The 23,079-nt window shown below is 59.6% G+C and carries 18 protein-coding genes; 8 read left to right on the top strand and 10 right to left on the bottom strand.

Annotated features, from left to right (window positions below; translation table 11 throughout):
* The 3 genes from H9646_RS15060 to H9646_RS15050 all read left to right on the top strand — a co-directional run.
* Positions 1-2,776: type I secretion C-terminal target domain-containing protein (locus tag H9646_RS15060; protein ID WP_191724199.1), on the top strand; the 2,776-nt coding region annotated here is incomplete at its 5' end.
* Between the two features lie 287 nt (positions 2,777-3,063).
* Positions 3,064-3,690, top strand: coding sequence for a transglutaminase-like cysteine peptidase (locus H9646_RS15055; protein ID WP_191724283.1), 627 nt, complete (start codon positions 3,064-3,066; stop codon positions 3,688-3,690).
* A gap of 95 nt (positions 3,691-3,785) precedes the next feature.
* Positions 3,786-5,747 carry a bifunctional diguanylate cyclase/phosphodiesterase gene (locus H9646_RS15050; RefSeq protein WP_191724198.1) on the top strand — a complete coding sequence of 654 codons (1,962 nt, stop codon included), beginning with the start codon at positions 3,786-3,788 and terminating at the stop codon, positions 5,745-5,747.
* A 217-nt stretch (positions 5,748-5,964) separates the two neighbouring features.
* On the opposite strand, the gene H9646_RS15045 is transcribed toward H9646_RS15050, so the two are convergent.
* The 9 genes from H9646_RS15045 to H9646_RS15005 all read right to left on the bottom strand — a co-directional run bounded on the left by H9646_RS15045 (position 5,965) and on the right by H9646_RS15005 (position 13,916).
* A complete protein-coding gene (locus tag H9646_RS15045) occupies positions 5,965-6,960 on the bottom strand; it encodes a Bug family tripartite tricarboxylate transporter substrate binding protein (RefSeq protein WP_191724197.1) in 996 nt (331 codons plus the stop codon).
* 167 nt (positions 6,961-7,127) lie between these two features.
* Positions 7,128-7,412, bottom strand: a complete 285-nt coding sequence (gene catC, locus H9646_RS15040) for a muconolactone Delta-isomerase (RefSeq protein WP_191724196.1) — start codon at positions 7,410-7,412, stop codon at positions 7,128-7,130.
* Positions 7,413-7,461: 49 nt separating this feature from the next.
* Complete coding sequence (locus tag H9646_RS15035) at positions 7,462-8,802, bottom strand: short-chain fatty acid transporter (RefSeq protein ID WP_191724195.1); 1,341 nt, start codon at positions 8,800-8,802, stop codon at positions 7,462-7,464.
* An 87-nt stretch (positions 8,803-8,889) separates the two neighbouring features.
* Positions 8,890-9,630 (bottom strand): SDR family oxidoreductase, encoded by a 741-nt coding sequence (locus H9646_RS15030; RefSeq protein ID WP_191724194.1) that lies wholly within the window; start codon positions 9,628-9,630, stop codon positions 8,890-8,892.
* 20 nt (positions 9,631-9,650) lie between these two features.
* Positions 9,651-9,947, bottom strand: coding sequence for a YciI family protein (locus tag H9646_RS15025; protein WP_191724193.1), 297 nt, complete (start codon positions 9,945-9,947; stop codon positions 9,651-9,653).
* 41 nt (positions 9,948-9,988) lie between these two features.
* The gene (locus H9646_RS15020; RefSeq protein WP_191724192.1) at positions 9,989-11,050 is read right to left on the bottom strand and encodes a cyclase family protein; all 1,062 of its coding nucleotides are present in this window, start codon (positions 11,048-11,050) and stop codon (positions 9,989-9,991) included.
* Between the two features lie 77 nt (positions 11,051-11,127).
* Positions 11,128-11,925: a 3-oxoadipate enol-lactonase gene (gene pcaD / locus H9646_RS15015; protein ID WP_191724191.1), complete on the bottom strand. Its 798-nt coding sequence runs from the start codon at positions 11,923-11,925 to the stop codon at positions 11,128-11,130.
* Positions 11,926-11,946: 21 nt separating this feature from the next.
* The gene (gene pcaF, locus H9646_RS15010) at positions 11,947-13,158 is read right to left on the bottom strand and encodes a 3-oxoadipyl-CoA thiolase (protein ID WP_191724190.1); all 1,212 of its coding nucleotides are present in this window, start codon (positions 13,156-13,158) and stop codon (positions 11,947-11,949) included.
* A gap of 104 nt (positions 13,159-13,262) precedes the next feature.
* On the bottom strand, positions 13,263-13,916 hold the full coding sequence (locus H9646_RS15005) for a 3-oxoacid CoA-transferase subunit B (protein WP_191724189.1): 654 nt from the start codon (positions 13,914-13,916) through the stop codon (positions 13,263-13,265).
* On the opposite strand from H9646_RS15005, the gene H9646_RS18600 reads away from it, so the two are divergent.
* A complete protein-coding gene (locus H9646_RS18600; RefSeq protein ID WP_263598958.1) occupies positions 13,915-14,043 on the top strand; it encodes a hypothetical protein in 129 nt (42 codons plus the stop codon). The two genes, H9646_RS15005 and H9646_RS18600, sit on opposite strands and share 2 nt — an antisense overlap.
* Before the next feature lie 22 nt (positions 14,044-14,065).
* Here H9646_RS18600 and H9646_RS15000 read toward each other — a convergent pair whose 3' ends face one another.
* Complete coding sequence (locus H9646_RS15000; RefSeq protein WP_191724188.1) at positions 14,066-14,767, bottom strand: 3-oxoacid CoA-transferase subunit A; 702 nt, start codon at positions 14,765-14,767, stop codon at positions 14,066-14,068.
* 91 nt (positions 14,768-14,858) lie between these two features.
* Between H9646_RS15000 and H9646_RS14995 the strand changes: the two genes are divergently transcribed.
* From H9646_RS14995 to H9646_RS14980, 4 genes are all read left to right on the top strand, one after another.
* Positions 14,859-15,716, top strand: a complete 858-nt coding sequence (locus H9646_RS14995) for an IclR family transcriptional regulator domain-containing protein (RefSeq protein WP_191724187.1) — start codon at positions 14,859-14,861, stop codon at positions 15,714-15,716.
* An 87-nt stretch (positions 15,717-15,803) separates the two neighbouring features.
* On the top strand, positions 15,804-16,508 hold the full coding sequence (locus tag H9646_RS14990; protein ID WP_191724186.1) for a transposase: 705 nt from the start codon (positions 15,804-15,806) through the stop codon (positions 16,506-16,508).
* A gap of 214 nt (positions 16,509-16,722) precedes the next feature.
* Positions 16,723-21,456: a glutamate synthase-related protein gene (locus tag H9646_RS14985; RefSeq protein WP_191724185.1), complete on the top strand. Its 4,734-nt coding sequence runs from the start codon at positions 16,723-16,725 to the stop codon at positions 21,454-21,456.
* Between the two features lie 80 nt (positions 21,457-21,536).
* Positions 21,537-23,012: a glutamate synthase subunit beta gene (locus H9646_RS14980; protein WP_191724184.1), complete on the top strand. Its 1,476-nt coding sequence runs from the start codon at positions 21,537-21,539 to the stop codon at positions 23,010-23,012.
* Positions 23,013-23,079: the final 67 nt, after the last annotated feature.

The raw sequence follows: 23,079 nt of genomic DNA, 5'->3' as shown, positions 1-23,079 counted from the left end.
GGTGGTGGCCACCGACACCGATGGAGATACGGCGCAGGGCACCGTCAATGTGACTGTCTCGGACGATATCCCTGTGGCACTAAGTGATGTTGGCAGTGTTGCAGAGGGTGCAACCCTGACTGTGGGTGCGGCCGGTGGTGTGCTTTTCAACGATAAGCCGGGTGCAGATGGCTGGGACACCGCAGGCGGGGTGGTGGGTGTGAATAACGTGACCTCGGGCTCCGTAACAACTGCCAACGGAAGCGGTGCATATGTGATTCAGGGGCAGTACGGTCAGCTGACCTTGGGCAAAGATGGCAGCTACACCTATCAGGCAACAGCAGCGGTCACGTCTGATAAACAAGATGTGTTTACATATACCGTTAAAGACGGTGATGGCGACACGACCACCGCACAGCTGAGCATTACGGTGAATAACGTCGATCAAAAGCCTGTAGTCAATGACATCGACCACTCTGCACTGGAAAGCAGCCGTACTGAGACTAAGAGCAATGTGGTGCTCACGATCGATCTTTCCGGCAGTATGAATTTTGACTCTGGGGTTGCTGGTAAAACTCGGCTTGACTTGGTCAAAGAGGCCGTTGCAGAGCTTCTCAATTCTGGCAGTGTGAATGCCGTATTCATTACTACATTCTCATCCAGCGGGTATGCCACAGACAATAGTGCTTTGAACGGCGGGCAGTGGTACACCGCAGCACAGTTGCAGCAAGCCATTTTGGCTGTGAATGCACTGAATGCAGTTGGCGGTACTAACTATGATGGCGCACTGACAAGTGTCATGAATTATGTAAATGCTGCTGGAACTTTCCCTGGCGGTGCAGGGAAGAATGTCTCTGTTTTCATGTCCGATGGAGAGCCTACGAACGGCGCTGTTGGAACGGCTAAAGAATCCCAATGGATTACTTGGCTGGGTTCCAAAAACTTTAGCGATGCATATGCCATCGGTTTTGGTGGCCTTACATCTACAAATGCCAACAACCTTGAACCAATCGCCTGGAAGGCTGGCGAAGTACAGGGCACACACACCACGGCAGCCCAAGATGATCACGTCATCCTCAGCGATGTGACGGCACTTAAAGATGCGCTTTTGCAGACAGTGGTGTCTCCTGGTGCTGTAGTGACGGGGGACCTGAAGACCGAAGGAGGTAATACATCAGGAGATGGATGGGGCAGTGCAGTTGTGAGTGTGGTGACCTTTGGTGCGCAAACCCATACTTTCACCAGTGCAAGCGATACATTCACCTTTGATCTGGGAGCGGTTGGCAAGGTGGTTGTCAAAGGGGATGGCACATACACCTTTACTGCAAACAACACGACGGATGTAAATGCAGCACTGTCTGCTGCACTCACCTATACCCTGAAGGATGTGGACGGCTCGGTATCTAACCCTGCCAATCTGGTGTTCACCCTGACGGATCGCAGCGAGGTGTCATCAGTAGACGATGGTGCATCGGTCTCTACAACCTCGACGATGGTGCCGGTGACTGTGCCCAATACATCGCAGGCAAACTTCAACACTAACGACAATGGGGACTGGTCTTTCAGCTCTGCAACGCAGGCCAGTTTCACTAGTCTAGCAACTGCAGCTGGGGGGGCAGACGCATGGCTACGCTCTGCAAATACGACGGTTTCGTCGTCCAATGGTGCTGATGGCCGATTGACCGTGACGGATAACAACGGCAGCAGCACTGGAGCTGGAGAGGTGTTTACGCCAATCTACACAGCCAGTAGTGCTGGAGGCGAAAAGCTGTCGTTCCAGGTGGAAGCGCGCGGTAATTGGAGTACTGGTAACGATACGGCGCAATGGGCGCTGTACCAGAAGGTGGGTGCAACCTGGGTGGCGCTAACGGGTGCAGGCACCTCTGGCAGCATCACTTCTAATTCTCAGTATATTGAGACCAAAATGTTGGATGCAGCTGGCCAGTATCGGATTTATCTGAATGTGACGGATGCCAGTGGGAATGCCAATAGCAACAAGGCCAGTGTTTCGGTAGATGACTTCCAAGTCATTCATCCCGTGACATATGAGCCGCAATGGTCCACTTCAAGCGTTAGCGGCAATGTGCTGAACAATGACTCGCAGGGTTCTGAAGGTGCGAGCTTGTATGTGGGCAGTACAAAAGTGGGTGTGGCGGGGGTGGATGTGGTTGGCACCTACGGTACGTTGCACCTCAATGCCGACGGCAGCTATACCTATACGACAGCCAGCGGAGCCCCCTACCATGCGACACAGCAGGATGTTTTTGAGTACCACTTGACGCAGGCCGATGGTGATACGGCGACAGCCAATTTGACCATTACGGTGAATGCCAGCGGGCCAGGGGTATTGGCTGGAGTTGTAACAGAGACACCTGTGGTTCCGACACCGTTGCCCGGGCATGAAATTCTTGCCTCGACTGGTCTGGACACTCTGGTGGGCACTGGCAGTGATGATCTTTTCACTTGGAAATCGGGGACACAGAGTGCACCGGTTGATGTAGTGAAGGGCTTTGGCACTGCCGGCAGCGACAAGCTGGTGCTGGGTGATTTGCTGCAAGGCGAAGAGCACACCAGTGACTTGAGCAAGTTCTTGCACCTTGAGACACAGGCTGGCACAGGAGGCACAGTGAATACCGTGATCAAGGTCTCGACTTCTGGCGGCCTGGCTGCAGACGGCAGTGGCTACAACCAGCAGATTGTGGTGGAAGGTGTGGACTTGACGGGTAGCAGCCATGACCAGAACACCATGATCAAAAATCTGATTGACCAAGGCAAGCTCAAGCTTGACCACAGTTGACCGGACCGCTGATTTGAGGAGCCAATGACACCATGGACCAGAGCATCAACCGCTTGATTGCCCAAGGTCAGCTGGATGTGCATCAATGAGGTGAGGCAGACCGTCAGGAGCGCCAGAGCGCTCCTGACCATCCAGGGCGCATGCTTTGGCAGGCGCCCTTTTTTCATGAGCAATCGGGCCATGCACAATGGCGGCTACGTGAAATAAGAGGTCCCATGGTGCCTGAGTGTTCTCCCAGCAATATCAATAGCCTGCGCCGCAGGTCGCTGCTTGCATGTGCAGCGGCGATGGCGGGCTGCTGGTCATTGCGGGGTGCGCGAGCCTGGGATGAGTCTTTGATGCACCGTGAAATGCGCACGCGCTATGGCGAGGCCGGGCTGCGCAGGCTGCAGGCGTGGCTGGATATGCTTAAAGCACAGTCGGGGCTTTCTGTTGCGCAGCAAGTGCAGGCAGTCAATGATTTCTGGAATCAGCAATTGATGGCATCCGAAGACATGCTGATTTGGAAAGAGGCCGATTACTGGGCCACGCCTTTAGAGAGCCTTGGCAAGGGGGCCGGGGACTGTGAAGACTTTGTGATTGGCAAGTTCTTTTCACTGACGCATCTGGGTGTACCTCCTCAGCAGATGCGGCTGATTTATGTGCGTGCACGTATCGGCGGGATGGGCAGCACGCAAAGCATTGCGCACATGGTTCTGGGCTTTTATGCAACCCCGCAGGCTGATCCGCAGGTGCTGGACAACCTGGTCAGCAGCATTCAGCTGGCCAGCCAGCGCACAGATTTAAGCCCTGTGTTCAGCTTCAATACGCAGGGTATCTATGTTCGGGGGGAGCGTTCTGCCCCCTCAGACCGTATCAATCGCTGGCAAGATTTGCTGCAAAAAATGCGAAAAGAAGGGTCGGATGCATTATGAAAAAGCAATCCACAACTCCAAAGTGGCCGTGCAATCGAGCTGCATGTTCATGCACGATGTACGGTGCCGGCGTATTTTCTGAAAGGCACTAAGCCATGTCGTTACTCAAACAGCTTTTACTGAGTGTGTCAGTGGCGGTGGTCGGTATTTTGCTGGGCACACTGGCTTTCAGCATTGGTGGCGCGCGCAGCTACCTGTCGGAGCAATTGCAAAATCAGAGCGAGAACGCTGCCTCTTCGCTGGCTTTGTCGCTGTCTCAGCCTGCGGCCCAAGACCCGGTCACGCGGGAGTTGCTGATGGCTGCCTTGTTTGATACGGGACAGTTTTCCGCCATTCGGTTGCTAGGGCCTGATGAAAAAACACTGTTTGAGCGTGAGAAAAAAACACTGGATGTAGCAGGCCGCGCACCAGAGTGGTTTGCGCGTTTGCTGCCTTTGCCCAAGCCTGTGGCTGAGCGTTCCATCAGTGATGGCTGGCGGCAAGTGGGCACGCTGAGTGTGGCGGTAGACAACCGTTTTGCGATGGACGATTTGTGGTCAAGCAGCAGCAAGATGACAGCCCTGATTGTGGTGGCTGGCGCGGTGTGGGCGTGCTTTGTGGGCATGTTGCTGCGCTGGTTCCGGCGCGTATTGCATGACGAAGTGGAGGCGCAGGTGCAGAGCATTGGCACCAGCCAGTCCCAGGATGCAAAGGTAGGTGCTTCGCGGGTGGCCGAGCTGGCCTCAGTGTCTCACGCCATTGAAGATGCACGCGTGCGTGTCACCCAGGCTTCCAATGCGCAGACACAGCGCATTGAAAGTCTGGAGCTGGAGACCAACAGTGACCCCGTCACGCAGTTGCCCAACCGTAAATACTTCGTCAACGAGCTGCAAAAAGCGCTGCAGACCAGTGTGGATGCACAAGGGCACGTGCTGATCATGCGCCAGCGCGACCTGCAGGCAATGAACAGCAGCCATTCTCGCGAGCAGGTGGATGCCTGGCTGAGCAGCGTGTGGCAGCAGGTGCGGAAATTACTGGCTGACAACGCACAAGTGCCTGCGCAGCTGGCACGCCTGAATGGCAGTGATTTTGCGGTGCTGCTGCCTGGAAATCTGGGGCCTGAAGGCATGCACATGGTGCAAAAGCTGCGCCATTTGCTGCAGTCGCAAAGCATGGCTTTGAACGATACCCAATGGTCGCGCGGCGCGTTTGCGCTGACGGCCTACACCGCCGCAGACAGCGTGACCGATGTGCTCTCGCGTCTGGATCAGGGCGTGATGCAGGCTGAAAGTGCAGGCCATGGCGATGTGGAATATGCCGAGCAGGCACCCTACCCTGGCGCGGTGATTGCAGGCGAGGGCCGCTGGCAGCAACTGCTGGGCAAGGCCTTGCAGGCCCCAAGGCAGTTGCAGATTGCAGTGCAAGCCTTTACCAGTGCCTCGCTGATAGGCACTGATGTACGACACGAAGCCTCGCTGGAGCTGCATGAGGACGATGGCCGTGTGCTGGGCGGGCCGCTGTTTTTGCCAGCGGTCGTGCGTCTGGGAATGTCGGGCGATTACGATTTGCAGGCCGTCTCGCTGGGCTTGCAGTGGCTGGCCCAGCATGCTGGGCAGGTGCTGATTGTGCGGGTGTCAGTGCCTTCTTTGGAGCAGGACGATTTTGTGCCGCGCATGCAAGCTTTGCTGCACTCGCCGCAGATCCAGATGCTGGGTACGGCAGTGGAACAACTGGTGCTGGAGCTGGATGCCCATGCGCTGGAGGTCATGCCCGCGCGCGTTGCCGAGTTTTGCGCGGCCACTGCGCAGGTGCATGTCGGGGTGGGGCTGCGCAGGCTGGATCAGGCCCCCAAGGCTTTGCTGCAATTGCCCAGCTTGCCTTTGCGCTATGTGAAGCTGGGTGGCTTTTTTGCCGAGCAGTCTTTGCACAACACGGGCGTGCGCCATTTGATGGAGGCCATGATCAGCACAGCCCAGGCGCAAGCTGCGCAGGTGTACATCACCGATGCCGTGGCCCCCGAGGCGGCATCGTGGCTGCGCATCAAGGGCGCGAGCTTGCCAGCACCGCCAGCCTTTTGAGTGAATCCCTGACGGGCAGTGACAGAAGTGAAAAATATAGCTGTCAACGCTTGTGTATGCTTGTTTTTAGATACTTTTATATCTAAAAACAAGTATGGGTAAGCGCTGATAGCTATAAATTATGGGTATGTTCATAAAAAAACGCCGACCGCATTCAGCGCATCGGCGTATTAAACAGGAGAGATAACGACAGCAGCGTTAACTGCTGGACGGGCGCTTAGATCTCTGCGCCAGACTCTTTGACAACCTTGCCCCACTTGACGGCTTCAGCCTTGATGAAGGCATCGAATTCGGCAGGGGTGTCGATCACCACTTCGCCACCCTGGTCGCCAATCTTCTTGATCACGGCGGGGTCCTTGAGCACCTTGGCCAGCGAGGCATGCAGCTTGCTCAGCACGGGGGCTGGGGTGCCAGCCGGAGCCCACAGGCCAAACCATGAGGTGGCTTCGTAACCGGGCACGCCCGCTTCTGCAATAGTGGGCACGTTAGGCAGCTCGGGCGAGCGCTTGGCGGTGGTCACTGCAATAGGGCGCAGCTTGCCAGAGCGCACGTGCTGAATGGCCGAAGGCATGTTGTCAAACATGATGCCAATCTGGTTGCCCAGCAAATCGGTCACAGCGGGTGCGCTGCCCTTGTAGGGAACGTGCACCATGTCCACCTTGGCCATGGACTTGAACAGCTCGCCAGACAGGTGGATGGAGCTGCCGCTGCCCGAGGAGCCAAAGTTGACCATGCCAGGGTTGGCTTTGGCGTAAGTGATCAGCTCTTGTACGGTTTTGTACGGCTGGCTGGGGTGTGCAACCAGCAAGTTGGGCACGTTGGCCACGCGGCTCAGAGGCGCGAAGTCCTTGATCGGGTCAAAGGGCATTTTCTTGTACAGGGCCGCGTTGATGGCGTGTGTGCCAACGGTGCCCATGAACAAGGTGTAGCCATCCGCGGGCGCGCGCGCTGCGGCCTGGCCGCCGATGTTGCCACCCGCACCAGGGCGGTTGTCAATGATGACGCTTTGGCCCAGTTCGGTACCCAGCGCCTGCCCGACGATGCGGGCCAGAATGTCTGTAGTGCCACCTGCCGAGAAGGGAACAATGATGTTGATGGGTTTGTTGGGGAAAGTCTGGGCAGCGGCAGGGGCAATGCCTGTGACGGCCAAGGCAGCGGCGGCCAGCGCCTTCAAACCATTGCGGCGTGAAAAATTGCGGGTGAAATCCAACATCAGAGTCTCCTAAAAACAGATGCCATTAAGCGAAAGCACCTGCCGTGCACACGGCAGTGCGTGTGCGCTTGATAGTCCGGGCAGGTGTGGTGAGCGGGCATGCGTGGCCCGGTCATCCTGAGAGAAAAAGGTCTGGGCGCAAGCACCCAGCCTGTGAGCGTGTGCTGTTATTCCTGCACGATGGAGGAAGGGTGGTTGGCCAGCGGCGTGACCTTGATCTGCATGTACGGGAACAGGGGCAGGCTGCTGAGCATGGTGTGCAGCTCATCGTTGCTGGCGGCGTCAAAAATGCTGACGTTGGCGTATTCGCCCACCACACGCCACAGGTGGCGCCACTTGCCTTCGCGCTGCAGCTTTTGTGAATATTCTTTTTCTTCCAGCTTGATTTTGGCAACCAGATCGGCGTCCAGCGACTGGGGAATCTGAACGATCATTTCAACCATGAACAACATGTGTATTACTCCTGCGTGAGAAAGATAGGGTGTGAGGTCAGGCCGGGCTTTACAGGTGCGGCCAGATGATCATGGTGGCCGCATAAATGGCGCCCACCAGCATCATGGAGACCACGGTGTAGCCCATGATGTCTTTGAGCTTGAGCTTGGACAGCGCCAGAGCGGGCAAGATCCAGAAGGGCTGCACCAGATCGTTCCAGCCGTTGCCCAGCATGACGGACATGGCGGTCTGTGCCTGCGATGCGCCCAGTGTGGTTGCCGCATCGATCATGAAGGGGCCTTGCAGCACCCAGTGGCCGCCACCCGAAGGGGCAAAGAAGTTGATGACGAAAGAGCTGATCAGGCCCCACAGCGGCAGGGTGTCTGCGCTGGAGATGCTGACGAAGACGTGGGCAATCGATTCCACCAGACCCGAGCCATGCATGATGGCCATGATGCCGGCATAAAACGGGAACTGCAGGATGATGCCGCCGATGGTTCTGACGCCTTCGTTGACTTTTTCCACGTACTGCATGGGGGTCTTGAGCAGCAGCACACCCAGGAACAGGATGAAGAAGTTGATCATGTTCAGATCAAGGTTGCCGCCGTTGTAAAAGTGCAGGCCCACGTAGCCCATGCCGCACAGGCCAATCAGCAGGCTGAGCGCGCGGCTGTTGTTCAGGCGCGAGGCCAGGGTTTTTTCATCACCCAGCAGATCGCCGGCTCCAGCGGCAGGCTTGCTGTCTTGTGCGGCGGTGACGGGGTCCAGTTCCACCACTTTTTCACCTTGCTTGGGGTGCATGGCTGCATTGAGCAAAGGCAGAGCAATCAACACGGCCAGGCTGGTCAGCAAGATGGGCAGCGAGAAGATGGTTTCTGTCAGGGGAATCAGCCCCATGGTGCCTTCAAAGGAATGGCCTTTGGTGGAGATCAGCACCGGAATGGTGGCGGAAAAACCCAGGCTGTACATCGTGAAGCCGGTGTAGGCCGAGGCAATGATCAGCGGGTAGTGCACGCCCTTGACTTTGAGCGCCAGCTTGCGCGCCATGATGCCGCCAATGACCAGGCCAAAGCCCCAGTTCAGGTAGCTGCCCACGCAGCCCACGATGGTGGCCACGATGATGGCCTGGCGTGGCGTGTGCACATGGCTGGCAATCTTGTCCATGAAGCGATTGACGATAGGTGCTGCAGCCAGCACATAGCCCATCACCAAGATGACAGCCATCTGGGTGGTAAAGCCCAGCAAGCTCCAAAAACCCTTGCCCCAGTCCTGCACCACCAGATTCACGGGGCGGCTTTCCACGGCAAAGGCCAGCACCATGGTCAGCAGGGTGAGCATGATCGCGAAGACGAACGGGTCGGGCAGATACTTGCGCATCAGCTCCGTGAAGAACGCGGTGATTTTTGACATGGCGTTGGGCCTTGTTGTGTGAGATGTTTGTCAGAGAGTGCTAGCGCAGGCCCATATCAGGCGGGCCTGCGATAACGGTGAGAAAACTTAGACGCTGGCGACACCCACGGTCATGCCACCGCAGACGTACAGCACCTGACCGGTGACGAAACCGCTGCGCTCGTCCAGCATGTAAGACACGGTATGGGCCACGTCTTCGGGAGTGCCCACGCGCTTGACGGGCACCGACTGAATGATTTTTTGCGTGCGCGGTGCATCAGGCGGGTTGGCCTTGTCGAACAAGGCGGTGCGGATGGGGCCCGGGCCAATGGCATTGGCCGTAATGCCGTATTGGCCCAGCTCCAGCGCCCACACGCGGGTCATGCCGATCAGCCCCGCCTTGCTGGCGGCATAGGCAGTACGCAGGTCTTTGCCCAGCGCGGCGCGCGAGGACATGTTCACGATGCGTCCAAAGCCTGCAGCCTGCATGCCGGGCAGCAGCGCCTGCATGCATTGCAGGGCGCAGCGCAGGTTCAGGGACATGGCCAAGTCGAACTCGGCCAGCGTTTGCGATGCCGCGTCGTTGGGCACGACCACGCCAACGTTGTTGATCAGGCGCGTGATGGGGCCACCACGCAAAGCTTCGTTCAGCGCGCGGGCGGTATCTTGTATGTCGCTCAGGTCGGCCTGAATGGCGCCGGGAATGTGCTCGACCACGCGGTCGATGATGATGGGCTCATAGCCATCGTCGCGGCAGCGCTGGGCAGCAGCGGCACCGATGCCGGCGCCACCACCGGTGATCAGAACCCGGGGGCGAGAGACGGCAGGTGTGTGCGTAGAAGAAGTCATGGTGGGGTCTTGTGAGGAGTTCAGAGGCAGCATTTGCCGGCCAGATAGGCCTTGCGCCAGCGGGTGATGGAGACGTTGGCAAACAGCCCCGCCTGAAAGAAAGGGTCGGCTTCGATAAATTCCTGCGCGGCTTGCCGGGTGTCGAGATCGACCACGTACAGGCCGCCACCGAGGTCCTTGCCGTCGTCATCGAGCTTGGCGCCGCAGGCCAGCAGCAGGTGCTGGTGGGCAGTCAAAAAGTCCAGATGCGCGGGGCGATGGGCCTGACGCACCGCCTGGTGCTCGGGCTTGTCAAAGGTTTCGATGATGTAGGGCATGGTGGTGTCAGCAGTAGGGGCAGTGGGCAGCAGCGGGCGGACTAGACGGTGGCGATGGGCGTGACCGGTGAGGCCACCGCGCCGGGCAGGTGCAGCGGAGGAGCCGTCAGCAAGAAGTGATGGCGGTGGTGCTCGCGCAGCCATTGCGCCAGCGGCGTCAGGTGCCACAGCTCGCCCAGATGTACGCCCAGCTTGAACAGGCAGTGCTCATGCAAAGGCAGGGCAGCGCAGCACGCCGCGCCAGGTTTTGCCGGGTGTGCCTCCACGGCATAGTTGTCGGCGGCAATGGCGGCAATCTGGCTGTCGGTGATCCACTGCAGCAGCCTGTCGTCACGGCCATCCAGAACGGCACAGCTGTTGTTCAGTACTTCGGGGTCAGGCTGCTTGTGCATCTCCAGCACGCGCTGGGCGAAGCCGGTATGCAGGCACAGAATGTCGCCCGCTTCAATCTCAACGCGGTCGGTGTCGATCACGCGCTGCAGCTCGTCGTAGCCGATCAGCGTGCGGGCATCGCCGAAGTGGGCACGCAAGTCCAGCATCACGCCGCGCCCTTGCACGCCGTTGCGTGCCATGCCTTCAATACCCAGTGCCTTGGCGCAGCTGGTGCTGGCCGAGTCATCCAGACGCTCGGGAATGCCGGTGCCCTTGATGTCAGCCGGGCCAACGATGTCGATGCCTGCTGCAAAGCCGTTGTAGTACAGCGCTTCGGGCAGGCCATCGCCATTGGCGTCAAACAGGGCGCCAACGTGGGCCAGACCATCCCATTGCGTGGAGTACTGCAGCGACAAAATCGCCATGTCATCTGACAGCACATCGGTGCGTCCGGGCTCCAGGGTCTGAAGCAGGCAGTTGAAATTGACCAGCCCTTTGCGCTGCAGGGGGCGCAGCACCGGGGGCTTGCGGTTGGGGTTGAGCGCACTGCCACCCGGATAGTCCAGCGGCAGGCTCAGGGAAAAGCGCAGGCCTTCATGCACCTGTGCCACACCCTGACGCACCTTTTCAGGGGTGAGCAGGTTCAGGCGCCCCAGCTGGTCGTTCTCGCCAAAGTCTCCCCAGGTGGAGCCTTCAGGGCGCTGTTGCCAGCGTGGATTGGATGCAGTCATGCTTGTCTCTCCCATGCTCCGGTCTGCTCCTTGGCCTGTGGCTGGAGTCTTGTTGTGGACCGGTGTGTGCAAAACGGTCAGTGCTGTTTCAGGAATCCGGTCAGTGCCTGCTCGAAGGCCGCGGGGGCCTCCAGGTTGGACAGGTGCGAGGCGGGCACCGTGGCCAGTACCGAGCCCGCAATGGCTGCTTGCATTGCCTGCGCGTCGGCCACCGTGGTGACGGGGTCGTGTTCGCCAGCAATCAGCAAGACCGGGGTCGTGATGCCCGAGATGGCACTGCGCAGGTCTTCCTTGGCCAGCGCCTGGCAGCAACTGGCATAGCCTTCGGGGCTGATGCCGGCTATCCAGCCTTGGGCGGTTTGCACCATGGCAGGCTGCGCAGCGGCAAAGGTTTCAGTGAACCAGCGGCTGGGCGAAGATGCTGCCAGCGCCTGCATGGCCGCCGTACCTTGGGCACGCACCATGGCAGCGCGCTCCAGCCACGCAGATTCCACGCCAATCTTGGCAGCACTGTTGGCCACCGTGATGCTGCGCATGCGCGCAGGAGCATTCACCCCCAGCCACAGGCCGGTGAGACCACCCATGGAGATGCCGCAAAAATGGGTCTGCTCAATGTGCAGGGCATCCAAAATGGCCAGTACATCCTGACCCAGCTGCGCAAAGCTGTAGGGGCCGGGGTTGCACACGCTGCCACCGTGGCCACGGGTGTCGTAGCGCAGCACGCGCCAATTGGCAGACAGGGCGCTGGCCTGTGCGTCCCACATCTCCAGGGTCGTGCCCAGAGAGTTGGAGAGCACCAGAACCGGTGCGTCGGCGGGGCCTTGCAGGTCGATGCGGAATGTGCCTGTGGCGGTGTGCAGGGTGGTGGTGCTCATGTCAAACGCTCGCTGCAGTCTTTAAACTTTTTCCAGAATCACGGCAATGCCCTGGCCCACGCCAATGCACATGGTGCACAGTGCGTAGCGCCCGCCCAGCGTGTGCAGCTGGTTGACGGCCGTGGTTGCCAGGCGCGCACCCGATGCGCCCAGTGGGTGGCCCAGTGCAATGGCACCGCCCCACTGGTTGACGCGGGCGTCGTCATCGGCAATACCCAGATCGCGCAGCACGGCCAGGCCTTGTGCGGCGAAGGCTTCGTTCAGCTCAATCACATCCATGTCGGCCAGCGTCAGACCGGTCTGGGCCAGCACCTTGCGCACGGCGGGGGCTGGGCCAAAACCCATGATGCGCGGGGCAACGCCCGCAGTGGCCATGCCCACGACGCGTGCACGGGGCACCAGGTTGTATTGCTGGGCGGCTTCTTCGTTGGCCAGCAGCAGGGCGCAAGCGCCGTCGTTCACGCCGGAGGCATTGCCTGCGGTGACGCTGCCGTCAGGGCGTACCACGCCTTTGAGCTTGGTCAGCGCTTCCAGCGTGGTGGCGCGGGGGTGCTCGTCCTGGCTGACGATGATGGCGTCGCCCTTTTTCTGGGCAATGCTGACGTTGACGATTTCCTTGGCCAGATAACCGGCCGCAATCGCGGCAGCGGCTTTTTGCTGCGAAGCCAGCGCCATGCGGTCTTGCGCGGCACGTTCAATCTTGAAGTCGTCGGCCACGTTCTCGGCGGTTTCGGGCATGGAGTCCACACCGTATTGCGCCTTCATCAGCTTGTTCACAAAGCGCCAGCCGATGGTTGTGTCGTACACCGCGTTGTTGCGGCTGAACGCCGACTCTGCCTTGGGCATGACAAAAGGGGCGCGGCTCATGGATTCCACGCCACCGGCAATCATCAGGCGGGCTTCACCCGACTTGATGGCGCGCGCTGCAGTGCCTACGGCATCCAGACCCGAGCCGCACAGGCGGTTGATGGTGGCGCCGGGTACTTCAATCGGCAGGCCCGCCAGCAGGCTGGACATGCGCGCTACGTTGCGGTTGTCTTCACCAGCCTGGTTGGCGCAGCCGTACAGCACGTCAGCCACTGCGCTCCAGTCCACACCGGGGTTGCGTTCCATCAGTGCCTTGATGGGCAGTGCGCCCAGATCGTCGGCACGCACGCTGGACAGCGCGCCGCCGTAGCGGCCAAAGGGGGTACGGATCGCGTCGCAGATGAAAGCTTGGGGTGCAGTGCTCATGGTGGTGTCTCCGGTGACAGCGGTGCTGTATAAATTAAGAGCTGCCAGCGCTTTATTCATAAGCGCCAGTGGCTGATTGGTCTTGTATTTAAGGCGCGTGTGCTTCAGGCGCTGGCTGGTGCAATGGGCAGGCCCACAATGCTTTCCAGTGCAGCGTGCGTCAGGCCTTCGACGGTGTCGATCAGGCGCAGGCCCTGAGGCGTGCATTCCAGCGTGCACAGGTCGGTGTAGATGCGCTTGACGCAGGCCAGACCGGTCAAGGGGTAGGTGCAGGCCGAGACGACTTTGCACTCGCCCGTCTTGCTCACCAGATCCATCATCACCCAGGTCGATTTGGCGCCTACGGCCAGATCCATGGCACCGCCCACTGCGGGGATGGCACCGGGCTCGCCCGTGCTCCAGTTGGCCAGATCGCCGTTGGCAGACACCTGAAATGCGCCCAGCACGCAGATGTCCAGATGGCCGCCGCGCATCATGGCAAAGCTGTCAGCGTGGTGGAAATAGCTGCCACCGGGCAGTAGGGTGACGGGCTGCTTGCCGGCATTGGTCAGGTCGTAATCTTCCAGACCTTTGGCGGGGGCCGGGCCCATGCCGAGGATGCCGTTTTCTGAGTGCAGCACCACTTCGCGGTCAGCCGGAATGTGGTTGGCCACCAAAGTGGGCTGGCCAATGCCCAAATTGACATAGGCACCGTCGAAGATGTCCCGGGCCACGCGGGCAGCCAGTTCATCTTTGGTTCTTTTTTGATAGTTGCTCATGCTGGTATCTCCTGCATATTCAGTTGCCCGTGGCGCTGTACGCCATGAACAACCCGTGAAACTGGCGCGGCCCAAGTCACAAACACCGCGCAAGGGCCGCCCCGCCGCGCTGGTGTGTTCCCCCTGACAGGGGGAAGGCGCGCAGCGCCTCAGGGGGTGGCTTTGAAGCCTCCAGCCTGGGTGGCGACACGGGGCACTTTGACAACTTGGCTGACATAGATGCCGGGGGTGACGATGGCCTCGGGGTCCATCTCGCCCAGCTCCACCAGCTCATGCACGGTGGCAATCGTGGTCTTGGCGGCCATGGCACACACGGGGCCAAAGTTGCGCGCAGACATGCGGTAATTCAGGTTGCCCCAGCGGTCGCCCTGCTCGGCCTTGATCAGTGCCACATCGCCGTAGATGGGGTACTCCAGCACATAGTGCTTGCCATTGATCTCGCGGGTTTCCTTGCCTGCGGCCAGTTCGGTGCCGTAGGCGGTGGGGCAGAAAAAGGCACCAATGCCAGCACCGGCAGCGCGCATGCGCTCGGCCAGATTGCCTTGGGGCACCAGCTCCAGTTCAATTTTTCCGGCGCGGTACAGCTCATCAAACACCCAGCTATCGACCTGACGTGGAAAGCTGCAGATGATTTTGCGCACCTGCCCGCTCTTGAGCAGCGCAGCCAGACCGGTGTCGCCGTTGCCCGCGTTGTTGTTGACCACTGTGAGGTCACGCGCGCCGTGGGCGATCAGGCCGTCGATCAGCTCAATCGGGTTGCCTGAAGTGCCGAAGCCACCGATCAATACGGTGGCGCCATCTTGAATGCCAGACAGCGCCTGAGCGACGCTATCGGCGATTTTGTTGATCATGTATTGTCTCCATGCCGGACAGAGAGGCCAGAGCGGAATGTGCTCTGATAAAATGTTCGCTATAAGAACATTTGTTCGCTAAGAGAATTATATGGACGAGAAATTGAAAAAAGCGGCTGTAGAAACCACATCAGGGAAAACCCCAAGAGATGAAAAGAACGGGGAAACATCCACAGAAACCAAGCCCGGCGACAGTTATGTGCAGTCGTTTGCGCGGGGTCTGGAGGTGATTCGTTCGTTCAATGCCGAATCGGCGTCACAGACGCTCAGTGAAGTGGCGACCAAGACTGGATTGACCCGCGCGGGGGCGCGGCGCATCTTGCTTACGCTGCAGACGCTGGGCTATGTGCACAGCGATGGCAAGTACTTTGAGCTGGCCCCGCGCATTCTGGATCTGGGTTTTGCGTACCTGAGCTCACAGCCCCTGTGGAACCTGGCAACCCCGCTGATGGAGACGCTGGCCGAGACCTTGCAGGAGTCGTGCTCTGCCGGGGTGCTGGACGAGCTGGATGTGGTGTACGTGGCGCGGGTGCACACCCATAAAATCATGAGCACCAATCTGGGTGTGGGTTCTCGTTTGCCTGCATTCTGGACATCCATGGGCCGGGTCTTGCTGGCGGGTTTGCCGCAAGACCAGCTGCTGGCACTGCTGGCCACCTGCCCGCGCGTGGCATATACGCGCTACACGCAGCTGGAAGACCACGCCCTGCTGGCAGCCATTGACCAAGTACGCACACAGGGCTGGGCATTGATGAACCAGGAGCTGGAAGAGGGCCTGATTTCGGTGGCAGCGCCCCTGTTCAATGCCAAAGGCAATGTGGTGGCCGCCATCAACGTGTCAGGCCAGGCCAACCGTACCAACGCCCAGGAGATGCAGGCGCGCATCCTGCCGCATTTGCTGCGCACGGCGCAGGAAGTGTCGCAACTGTTGCGCACCGCACGGCGTTAATGCTCGGTGTCTATAACGGACGCAAGCTGAATCGATAATGGCTGCGCAGCGCCGCTGGAGCTGCCGCTTTTTGAGGGATCACTGCGCATGGCCCGTTTGCCCCGTCTGACATTGCCCGGTCTGCCGCACTACGTGGTGCAGCGTGGCAATAACCTACAGCCCATTTTTATGGACGGGCAGGACTATGCCTGCATGAAAGACCTGTTGCGGGAGATGGGGCGACGCTGTGGCGTGGTGCTGCATGGCTTCATCTTGCTGCCCAATCAGATGCATTTGCTGGTAACGCCAGAGACTGCCGAAAGCCTGCCGCAGTTCATGCAGTCCGTGGGGCGCACCTATGTGCGCACCTTTAACAACCGGCATGCACGCAGCGGCACCTTGTGGGAAGGGCGCTATCGCGCCACGGTGCTGGAAGCGCAAGCCTGGCTGCTGCCCGCCATGGTGGTGCTGGAAAGCCAGGCGGTCGAGCAAGGTTTGGCGGCGCGTGCGGTGGACTATGCCTGGAGCAGTGCGCGACACAACGCAGGGGTGCAAGTCGACGGGCTGCTGCGCCTGCATGCCGCGTACTGGAGCTTGGGCGATACCCCTTTTTCGCGCGAGGCAGCCTACGCCCACTTGCTAACCCGCGGGGCTAGCGAGGAGGTGAGCGAAGTGGTGCTGGGTGCGGCGCTCAAGGGCTGGGTGCTGGGTTCTGAGAGCTTTATACAGAGCCTGCAATTGCAGACCGAGCGCCGGCTTTCGCGCCAAAAGGCAGGCCGTCCGGTGGCATCGCCACCGATAAAAACCGAATAAGTCTCTTGGTTTTAAGCACTGATTTGGTGCTTTTTTTGCGCCCATTTTTCAGGCGCGTTGTTTTTATTGGGTTTTTAAATATGTCCCTAATTAATCTTTTGTTTGTTTTTGGTGCGTATAAATTGGTATCTGACCCTAATTAAATTTTCTTGCATAGGTTGATGCCGCATCGTAATCTTGCCTTCCCTGCGATAGAAATTAGAGGAATAGCGCCATGACTACGGCTGCCGAAATTACATACCTCCAAGAAAACGGTTTGTACGCCAAGAGCAATGAGCACGATGCTTGCGGTTTGGGCTTTGTGGCCCACATCAAGGGCGAAAAACGCCATGACATCGTCTTGGGCGCGCTCAAGATCCTTGAAAACATCGACCACCGCGGTGCGGTAGGTGCCGACCCCTTGATGGGTGACGGTGCAGGTATCCTGATTCAGATTCCGGACCAGCTCTACCGTGAAGAGATGGCCAAGCAGGGGGTGGAGCTGCCACCAGCTGGCGAATACGGCGTGGGCATGGTGTTTTTGCCCAAAGAACACGCTTCGCGTCTGGCGTGTGAGCAAGAGATGGAGCGCGCTATCAAGGCCGAAGGCCAGGTGCTGCTGGGCTGGCGCGATGTGCCCGTGAACCGCGATATGCCCATGTCGCCCACGGTGCGCGAGAAAGAGCCCATCCTGCGCCAGGTGTTCATTGGCCGTGGCAATGATGTGATTGTGCAGGACGCGCTGGAGCGCAAGCTGTATGTCATCCGCAAGACCGCCAGCGGCGCGATTCAGAACCTGGGGCTCAAGCACTCCAAGGAATACTACGTGCCCAGCATGAGCAGCCGTACCGTGGTGTACAAGGGCTTGCTGCTGGCTGATCAAGTGGGTGTTTACTACCTGGATTTGGCTGACCAGCGTTGCGTGTCTGCCATCGGTCTGGTGCACCAGCGCTTCTCTACCAATACCTTCCCAGAGTGGCCACTGGCCCACCCCTACCGCTATGTGGCGCACAACGGTGAAATCAACACCGTGCGTGGCAACTACAACTGGATGGTGGCGCGCGAAGGCGTGATGGCCTCTCCGGTGCTGGGTGAGGATCTGCAAAAGCTCTACCCCATCAGCTTTGCGGGCCAGTCAGATACGGCGACTTTCGACAACTGTCTGGAGTTGCTGACCATGGCGGGCTACCCCATCAGTCAGGCCGTGATGATGATGATCCCCGAGCCCTGGGAGCAGCACGAATCCATGGACGAACGCCGCCGCGCGTTTTATGAATACCACGCCGCCATGATGGAGCCGTGGGACGGCCCGGCCTCGCTGGTGTTTACCGATGGCCGCCAGATTGGTGCCACGCTGGACCGCAACGGCCTGCGCCCTTCACGCTATGTGGTGACAGAAGACGATCTGGTCATCCTGGCATCAGAAGCGGGTGTGCTGCCCATTCCCGACAGCAAGATTGTGCGCAAGTGGCGTCTGCAGCCCGGCAAGATGCTGCTGATCGATCTGGAGCAGGGCCGCATGATTGAAGACGATGAGCTCAAGGCCAACATCGTCAACACCAAGCCTTACAAGCAGTGGATTGAAAACCTGCGCATCAAGCTCGATCAGGTGGAAGTGCCTGCCGATTTTGTGGCACCCGCCAAGCCTGAACTGACACTGCTGGAGCGCCAGCAGGCGTTTGGCTTTACCCAGGAAGACATCAAGTTCCTGCTGGCCCCCATGGCCAAGAATGGCGAAGAGGGCGTGGGCTCCATGGGCAATGACAGCCCGCTGGCCGTGCTGTCCAGCAAGAACAAGCCGCTGTACAACTACTTTCGCCAGATGTTCGCGCAGGTGACCAACCCGCCGATTGACCCTATCCGCGAAGCCATTGTGATGTCGCTGGTGTCCTTTGTGGGCCCCAAGCCCAACCTGCTGGACATCAACCAGGTCAACCCTCCCATGCGTCTGGAGCTGCAGCAGCCCATCCTTGACTTTGAGGGCATGGCCAAGCTGCGCCAGATTGAAAAGTACACCCACGGCAAGTTCAAGAGCGCCACCATCGACATCACCTACCCGCTGGCGTGGGGCCGTGAAGGCGTGGAAGCCAAGCTGGCCTCGCTGTGTGCACAGGCGGTGGACGAAATCAAGGGCGGTGCCAACATCCTGATCGTCAGTGACCGCAATGTGAGCGCAACGCAGGTGGCCATTCCCGCGTTGCTGGCCATGTCGGCCATTCACCAGCATCTGGTGCGCGAAGGCTTGCGCACCACCACTGGCCTGGTGGTGGAGACGGGCACCGCCCGTGAAATTCACCACTTTGCCGTGCTGGCGGGCTACGGCGCTGAAGCCGTGCACCCCTATCTGGCCATGGAAACACTGGCCGACATGCACCAGGATCTGGGCGCAGATCTGTCGGCAGAAAAAGCCATCTATCACTACGTGAAGGCGATCGGCAAGGGGCTGTCCAAGATCATGTCCAAGATGGGCGTGTCGACCTACATGTCGTACTGCGGCGCACAGCTGTTTGAAGGCGTGGGCTTGAACACGGCCACCGTGGACAAGTACTTCACCGGCACGGCCAGCCGTGTGGAAGGTATCGGCGTGTTTGAAATTGCCGAAGAAACCATCCGCAACCACGTGGCCGCCTTCAGTGACGACCCGGTGCTGGAAACCATGCTGGACGCTGGCGGTGAATACGCCTGGCGCACCCGTGGCGAAGAGCACATGTGGACCCCTGACGCCATTGCCAAGCTGCAGCACTCGACCCGTTCGGGCAGCTTCAATACGTACAAGGAATACGCGCAGATCATCAACGACCAGACCAAGCGCCACATGACGCTGCGCGGGTTGTTCGAGTTCAAGTGCGATCCCGCCACCGCCATTGCCGTGGATGAAGTGGAAACTGCGGCGGAGATCGTCAAGCGCTTTGCCACGGGTGCCATGTCGCTGGGTTCGATCTCCACCGAAGCCCATGCCACGCTGGCTGTGGCCATGAACCGCATTGGCGGCAAGAGCAATACCGGCGAAGGCGGCGAAGACCCCAAGCGCTATCGCAACGAACTCAAGGGCATCCCGATCACCAAGGGTGAGACGCTGGCGTCCATCATTGGCAAAGAACAGGTCGAATCCGACATCCAGCTGCTGGAAGGTGACAGCCTGCGCTCCAAGATCAAGCAAGTGGCATCGGGCCGCTTTGGCGTGACGGCGGAGTACCTGGTGTCATCCGATCAAATCCAGATCAAGATGGCCCAGGGTGCCAAGCCCGGTGAAGGTGGACAGCTGCCCGGCGGCAAGGTGTCCGAGTACATCGGCATGCAGCGTTACTCGGTGCCCGGAGTGGGCCTGATTTCGCCACCTCCCCACCACGACATTTACTCGATCGAGGATCTGGCCCAACTGATCCACGACCTGAAGAACGTGGCCCCCCACGCTGACATCTCCGTCAAGCTGGTGTCTGAGGTGGGTGTGGGAACGATTGCCGCAGGCGTGGCCAAGTGCAAGAGTGACCACGTGGTCATTGCAGGGCACGACGGCGGCACGGGCGCATCGCCACTGTCGTCCATCAAGCACGCTGGTGGCCCTTGGGAAATCGGTCTGGCAGAAACCCAGCAGACACTGGTGCTCAACCGTTTGCGCGGTCGTATCCGTGTGCAGGCTGACGGCCAGATGAAAACCGGCCGCGACGTGGTGATTGGTGCGCTGCTGGGTGCTGATGAGTTCGGTTTTGCCACCGCCCCGCTGGTGGTGGAAGGCTGCATCATGATGCGCAAATGCCACCTCAACACCTGCCCTGTGGGCGTGGCCACGCAAGACCCCACACTGCGCGCCAAGTTCACCGGCAAGCCCGAGCATGTGGTCAATTACTTCTTCTTCATCGCGGAAGAAGTGCGCCAGATCATGGCCCAGCTGGGTATTCGCAAGTTTGACGACCTGATCGGCCGTACCGACCTGCTTGACACCCGCAAGGGCGTGGAGCACTGGAAAGCGCAGGGCCTGGATTTCAGCCGCCTGTTTGCGCAGCCCAACGTGCCTGCCGATGTGCCGCGCTTTCACGTCTCCAGCCAGGACCACCTGCTGGACAAGGCGCTGGATGTGAAGCTCATCGAGCGCTGCCAGCCTGCCATTCACCATGGCGAGAAGGTGCGCATCATGGAAGTGGCCAAGAACGTCAACCGCTCCGTGGGGGCCATGCTCTCTGGCGCGGTCACCAAGGCGCACCCCGAAGGGTTGCCGGACGACTCCATCCGCATCCACTTTGAAGGCACAGGCGGCCAGTCGTTTGGCGCTTTCCTGTGCAAGGGCATCACGCTCAATATCACCGGCGAGGCCAACGACTACACCGGCAAGGGGCTGTCTGGTGGCCGCGTCATCGTGCGCCCCAGCCATGAGTTCCGTGGCGTCTCCACTGCCAACACCATCGTGGGCAATACGGTGATGTTTGGCGCCACCCGCGGCGAGGCCTTCTTCTCTGGTGTCGCGGGCGAGCGCTTCGCGGTGCGCCTGTCAGGTGCTACGGCGGTGGTCGAAGGTGTGGGTGACCACGGCTGCGAGTACATGACCGGCGGTACCGTGGTGGTGCTGGGCAAGACAGGCCGCAACTTTGCGGCAGGCATGAGCGGTGGCGTGGCCTATGTGTACGACGAAGACGGCAAGTTTGCCGAGCGTTGCAACACGGCCAGCGTCAGGCTGGAAAAAGTGCTGCCTCATGACGAGTTCACTGCCAGCGTCTCGCGTGGCATCTGGCATAACGATCACAGCGATGACCAGCAACTGCGCGCACTGGTAGAGGCGCACAGCCGCTGGACAGGTTCGCCCCGTGCCCGTGATTTGCTGGACAACTGGGGCGCAGCCCGTGCCAAGTTCGTGAAGGTATTTCCCACCGAGTACCAGCGTGCGCTCGGCGAGATCTATGAACGCAAGCAAAAGGAAAAGCAAGCCGCGAAAGCGCCAGCAGCTCCTCACAAAGAAGCAGTAGCCGCTAAGTAAATCCACAAGGCCTCAGACGGTGGCGCGGCCCAGCCCGCCACCGGCACTGCCCGCGAACACAGATTGAAGGAATACACACCATGGGAAAGACCACCGGTTTTATGGAATACGAGCGCATCGAAGAAGGCTATCTGCCTGTCGCTGAGCGCTTGAAAAACTACAAAGAGTTCGTCATCGCCCTGACGCCTGAGCAGGCCAAGATTCAGGGTGCCCGCTGCATGGATTGCGGCACCCCGTTTTGTAACAGCGGCTGCCCCATCAACAACGTCATTCCAGACTTCAACGATCTGGTCTATCAGGGCGATTGGGCCAATGCCATCAAGGTGCTGCACAGCACCAACAACTTCCCCGAGTTCACGGGCCGCATCTGCCCCGCACCCTGCGAAGCCGCCTGCGTGGCCAACATTGACGATGCGCCCATTGGCATCAAGTCGATTGAGCACGCCATCATTGACCGTGCCTGGGATGAAGGCTGGGTCAAGCCGCAGTTGCCCAGGACGGTGACGGGCAAAAAAGTAGCCGTGGTGGGTGCCGGTCCTGCAGGCCTGGCAGCGGCCCAGCAACTGGTGCGCGCCGGGCATGACGTGACCCTGTTTGAAAAGAACGACCAGGTGGGCGGTCTGCTGCGCTACGGCATTCCTGACTTCAAGCTGGACAAGGCCAACATCGACCGCCGTGTGGCGCAACTGGTGGCTGAAGGCCTGAAAATTCGCACCGGCGTGCTGGTGGCGGGCAAAGATGGCCTGGGTGCTGACAGCAAGGTCACCAACTGGGCCACCGAAACCATCGCCCCTGAAACCCTGATGGCCGAGTTTGATGCCGTGCTGCTGACCGGCGGGGCCGAGCAGTCGCGCGATTTGCCTGTGCCCGGCCGTGAACTCAAGGGCGTGCACTTTGCAATGGAGTTTTTGCCCCAGCAAAACAAGGTCACGCGCGACGGTAAGCTCAAAGGCCAGATTCGAGCCGATGGCAAGCACGTGGTGGTCATTGGCGGTGGCGACACCGGCTCTGACTGCGTGGGCACCTCCAACCGCCACGGTGCGGTCAGCGTGACCCAGCTGGAGCTGATGCCCATGCCGCCCGAGCAAGAGAACAAGCCATTGGTGTGGCCGTACTGGCCGCTGAAGATGCGCACCTCGTCCAGCCACAAAGAGGGTTGCGAGCGCGAATTTGCCATTGGCACCAAGGAATTCATTGGTGAAAAGGGCCAGCTGACTGCCGTGAAGACGGTGCGCCTGCAGTGGCAAGACGGCAAGATGACCGAAGTGCCCGGTTCCGAGCAGACCATCAAGGCGGATCTGGTGTTCTTGGCCATGGGTTTTGTCTCTCCGGTGCAAACCGTACTGGATGCCTTTGGTGTGGACAAAGACCAGCGCGGCAACGTCAAGGCTTCGACCGATTTCACAGGCGGCTATGCCACCAGCGTGAACAAGCTGTTTGCGGCAGGCGACATTCGCCGGGGCCAAAGTCTGGTGGTCTGGGCCATCCGCGAAGGCCGTCAGGCTGCCCGTGCGGTTGATGAGTTCTTGATGGGTGCTTCCACACTGCCTCGTTAAGACCCGTCAGCGCCACCCTTGCCACGTCGCTGATTCGCAGCCTGTGTGCAACGCAAATCAAAGATCG

The organism is Comamonas avium (assembly GCF_014836675.1).
Lineage (GTDB): Bacteria > Pseudomonadota > Gammaproteobacteria > Burkholderiales > Burkholderiaceae_C > Comamonas > Comamonas avium.
This window is presented reverse-complemented; position numbering and strand designations above follow the sequence as displayed.

Coding starts and splice junctions, on each gene's coding strand:
- H9646_RS15055 (WP_191724283.1), top strand. CDS start 3,064: ATGGCGGGCTGCTGGTCATTGCGGGGTGCGCGAGCCTGGGATGAGTCT.
- H9646_RS15050 (WP_191724198.1), top strand. CDS start 3,786: ATGTCGTTACTCAAACAGCTTTTACTGAGTGTGTCAGTGGCGGTGGTC.
- H9646_RS15045 (WP_191724197.1), bottom strand. CDS start 6,960: ATGTTGGATTTCACCCGCAATTTTTCACGCCGCAATGGTTTGAAGGCG.
- catC (WP_191724196.1), bottom strand. CDS start 7,412: ATGTTGTTCATGGTTGAAATGATCGTTCAGATTCCCCAGTCGCTGGAC.
- H9646_RS15035 (WP_191724195.1), bottom strand. CDS start 8,802: ATGTCAAAAATCACCGCGTTCTTCACGGAGCTGATGCGCAAGTATCTG.
- H9646_RS15030 (WP_191724194.1), bottom strand. CDS start 9,630: ATGACTTCTTCTACGCACACACCTGCCGTCTCTCGCCCCCGGGTTCTG.
- H9646_RS15025 (WP_191724193.1), bottom strand. CDS start 9,947: ATGCCCTACATCATCGAAACCTTTGACAAGCCCGAGCACCAGGCGGTG.
- H9646_RS15020 (WP_191724192.1), bottom strand. CDS start 11,050: ATGACTGCATCCAATCCACGCTGGCAACAGCGCCCTGAAGGCTCCACC.
- pcaD (WP_191724191.1), bottom strand. CDS start 11,925: ATGAGCACCACCACCCTGCACACCGCCACAGGCACATTCCGCATCGAC.
- pcaF (WP_191724190.1), bottom strand. CDS start 13,158: ATGAGCACTGCACCCCAAGCTTTCATCTGCGACGCGATCCGTACCCCC.
- H9646_RS18600 (WP_263598958.1), top strand. CDS start 13,915: ATGCTGGTATCTCCTGCATATTCAGTTGCCCGTGGCGCTGTACGCCAT.
- H9646_RS15005 (WP_191724189.1), bottom strand. CDS start 13,916: ATGAGCAACTATCAAAAAAGAACCAAAGATGAACTGGCTGCCCGCGTG.
- H9646_RS15000 (WP_191724188.1), bottom strand. CDS start 14,767: ATGATCAACAAAATCGCCGATAGCGTCGCTCAGGCGCTGTCTGGCATT.
- H9646_RS14995 (WP_191724187.1), top strand. CDS start 14,859: ATGGACGAGAAATTGAAAAAAGCGGCTGTAGAAACCACATCAGGGAAA.
- H9646_RS14990 (WP_191724186.1), top strand. CDS start 15,804: ATGGCCCGTTTGCCCCGTCTGACATTGCCCGGTCTGCCGCACTACGTG.
- H9646_RS14985 (WP_191724185.1), top strand. CDS start 16,723: ATGACTACGGCTGCCGAAATTACATACCTCCAAGAAAACGGTTTGTAC.
- H9646_RS14980 (WP_191724184.1), top strand. CDS start 21,537: ATGGGAAAGACCACCGGTTTTATGGAATACGAGCGCATCGAAGAAGGC.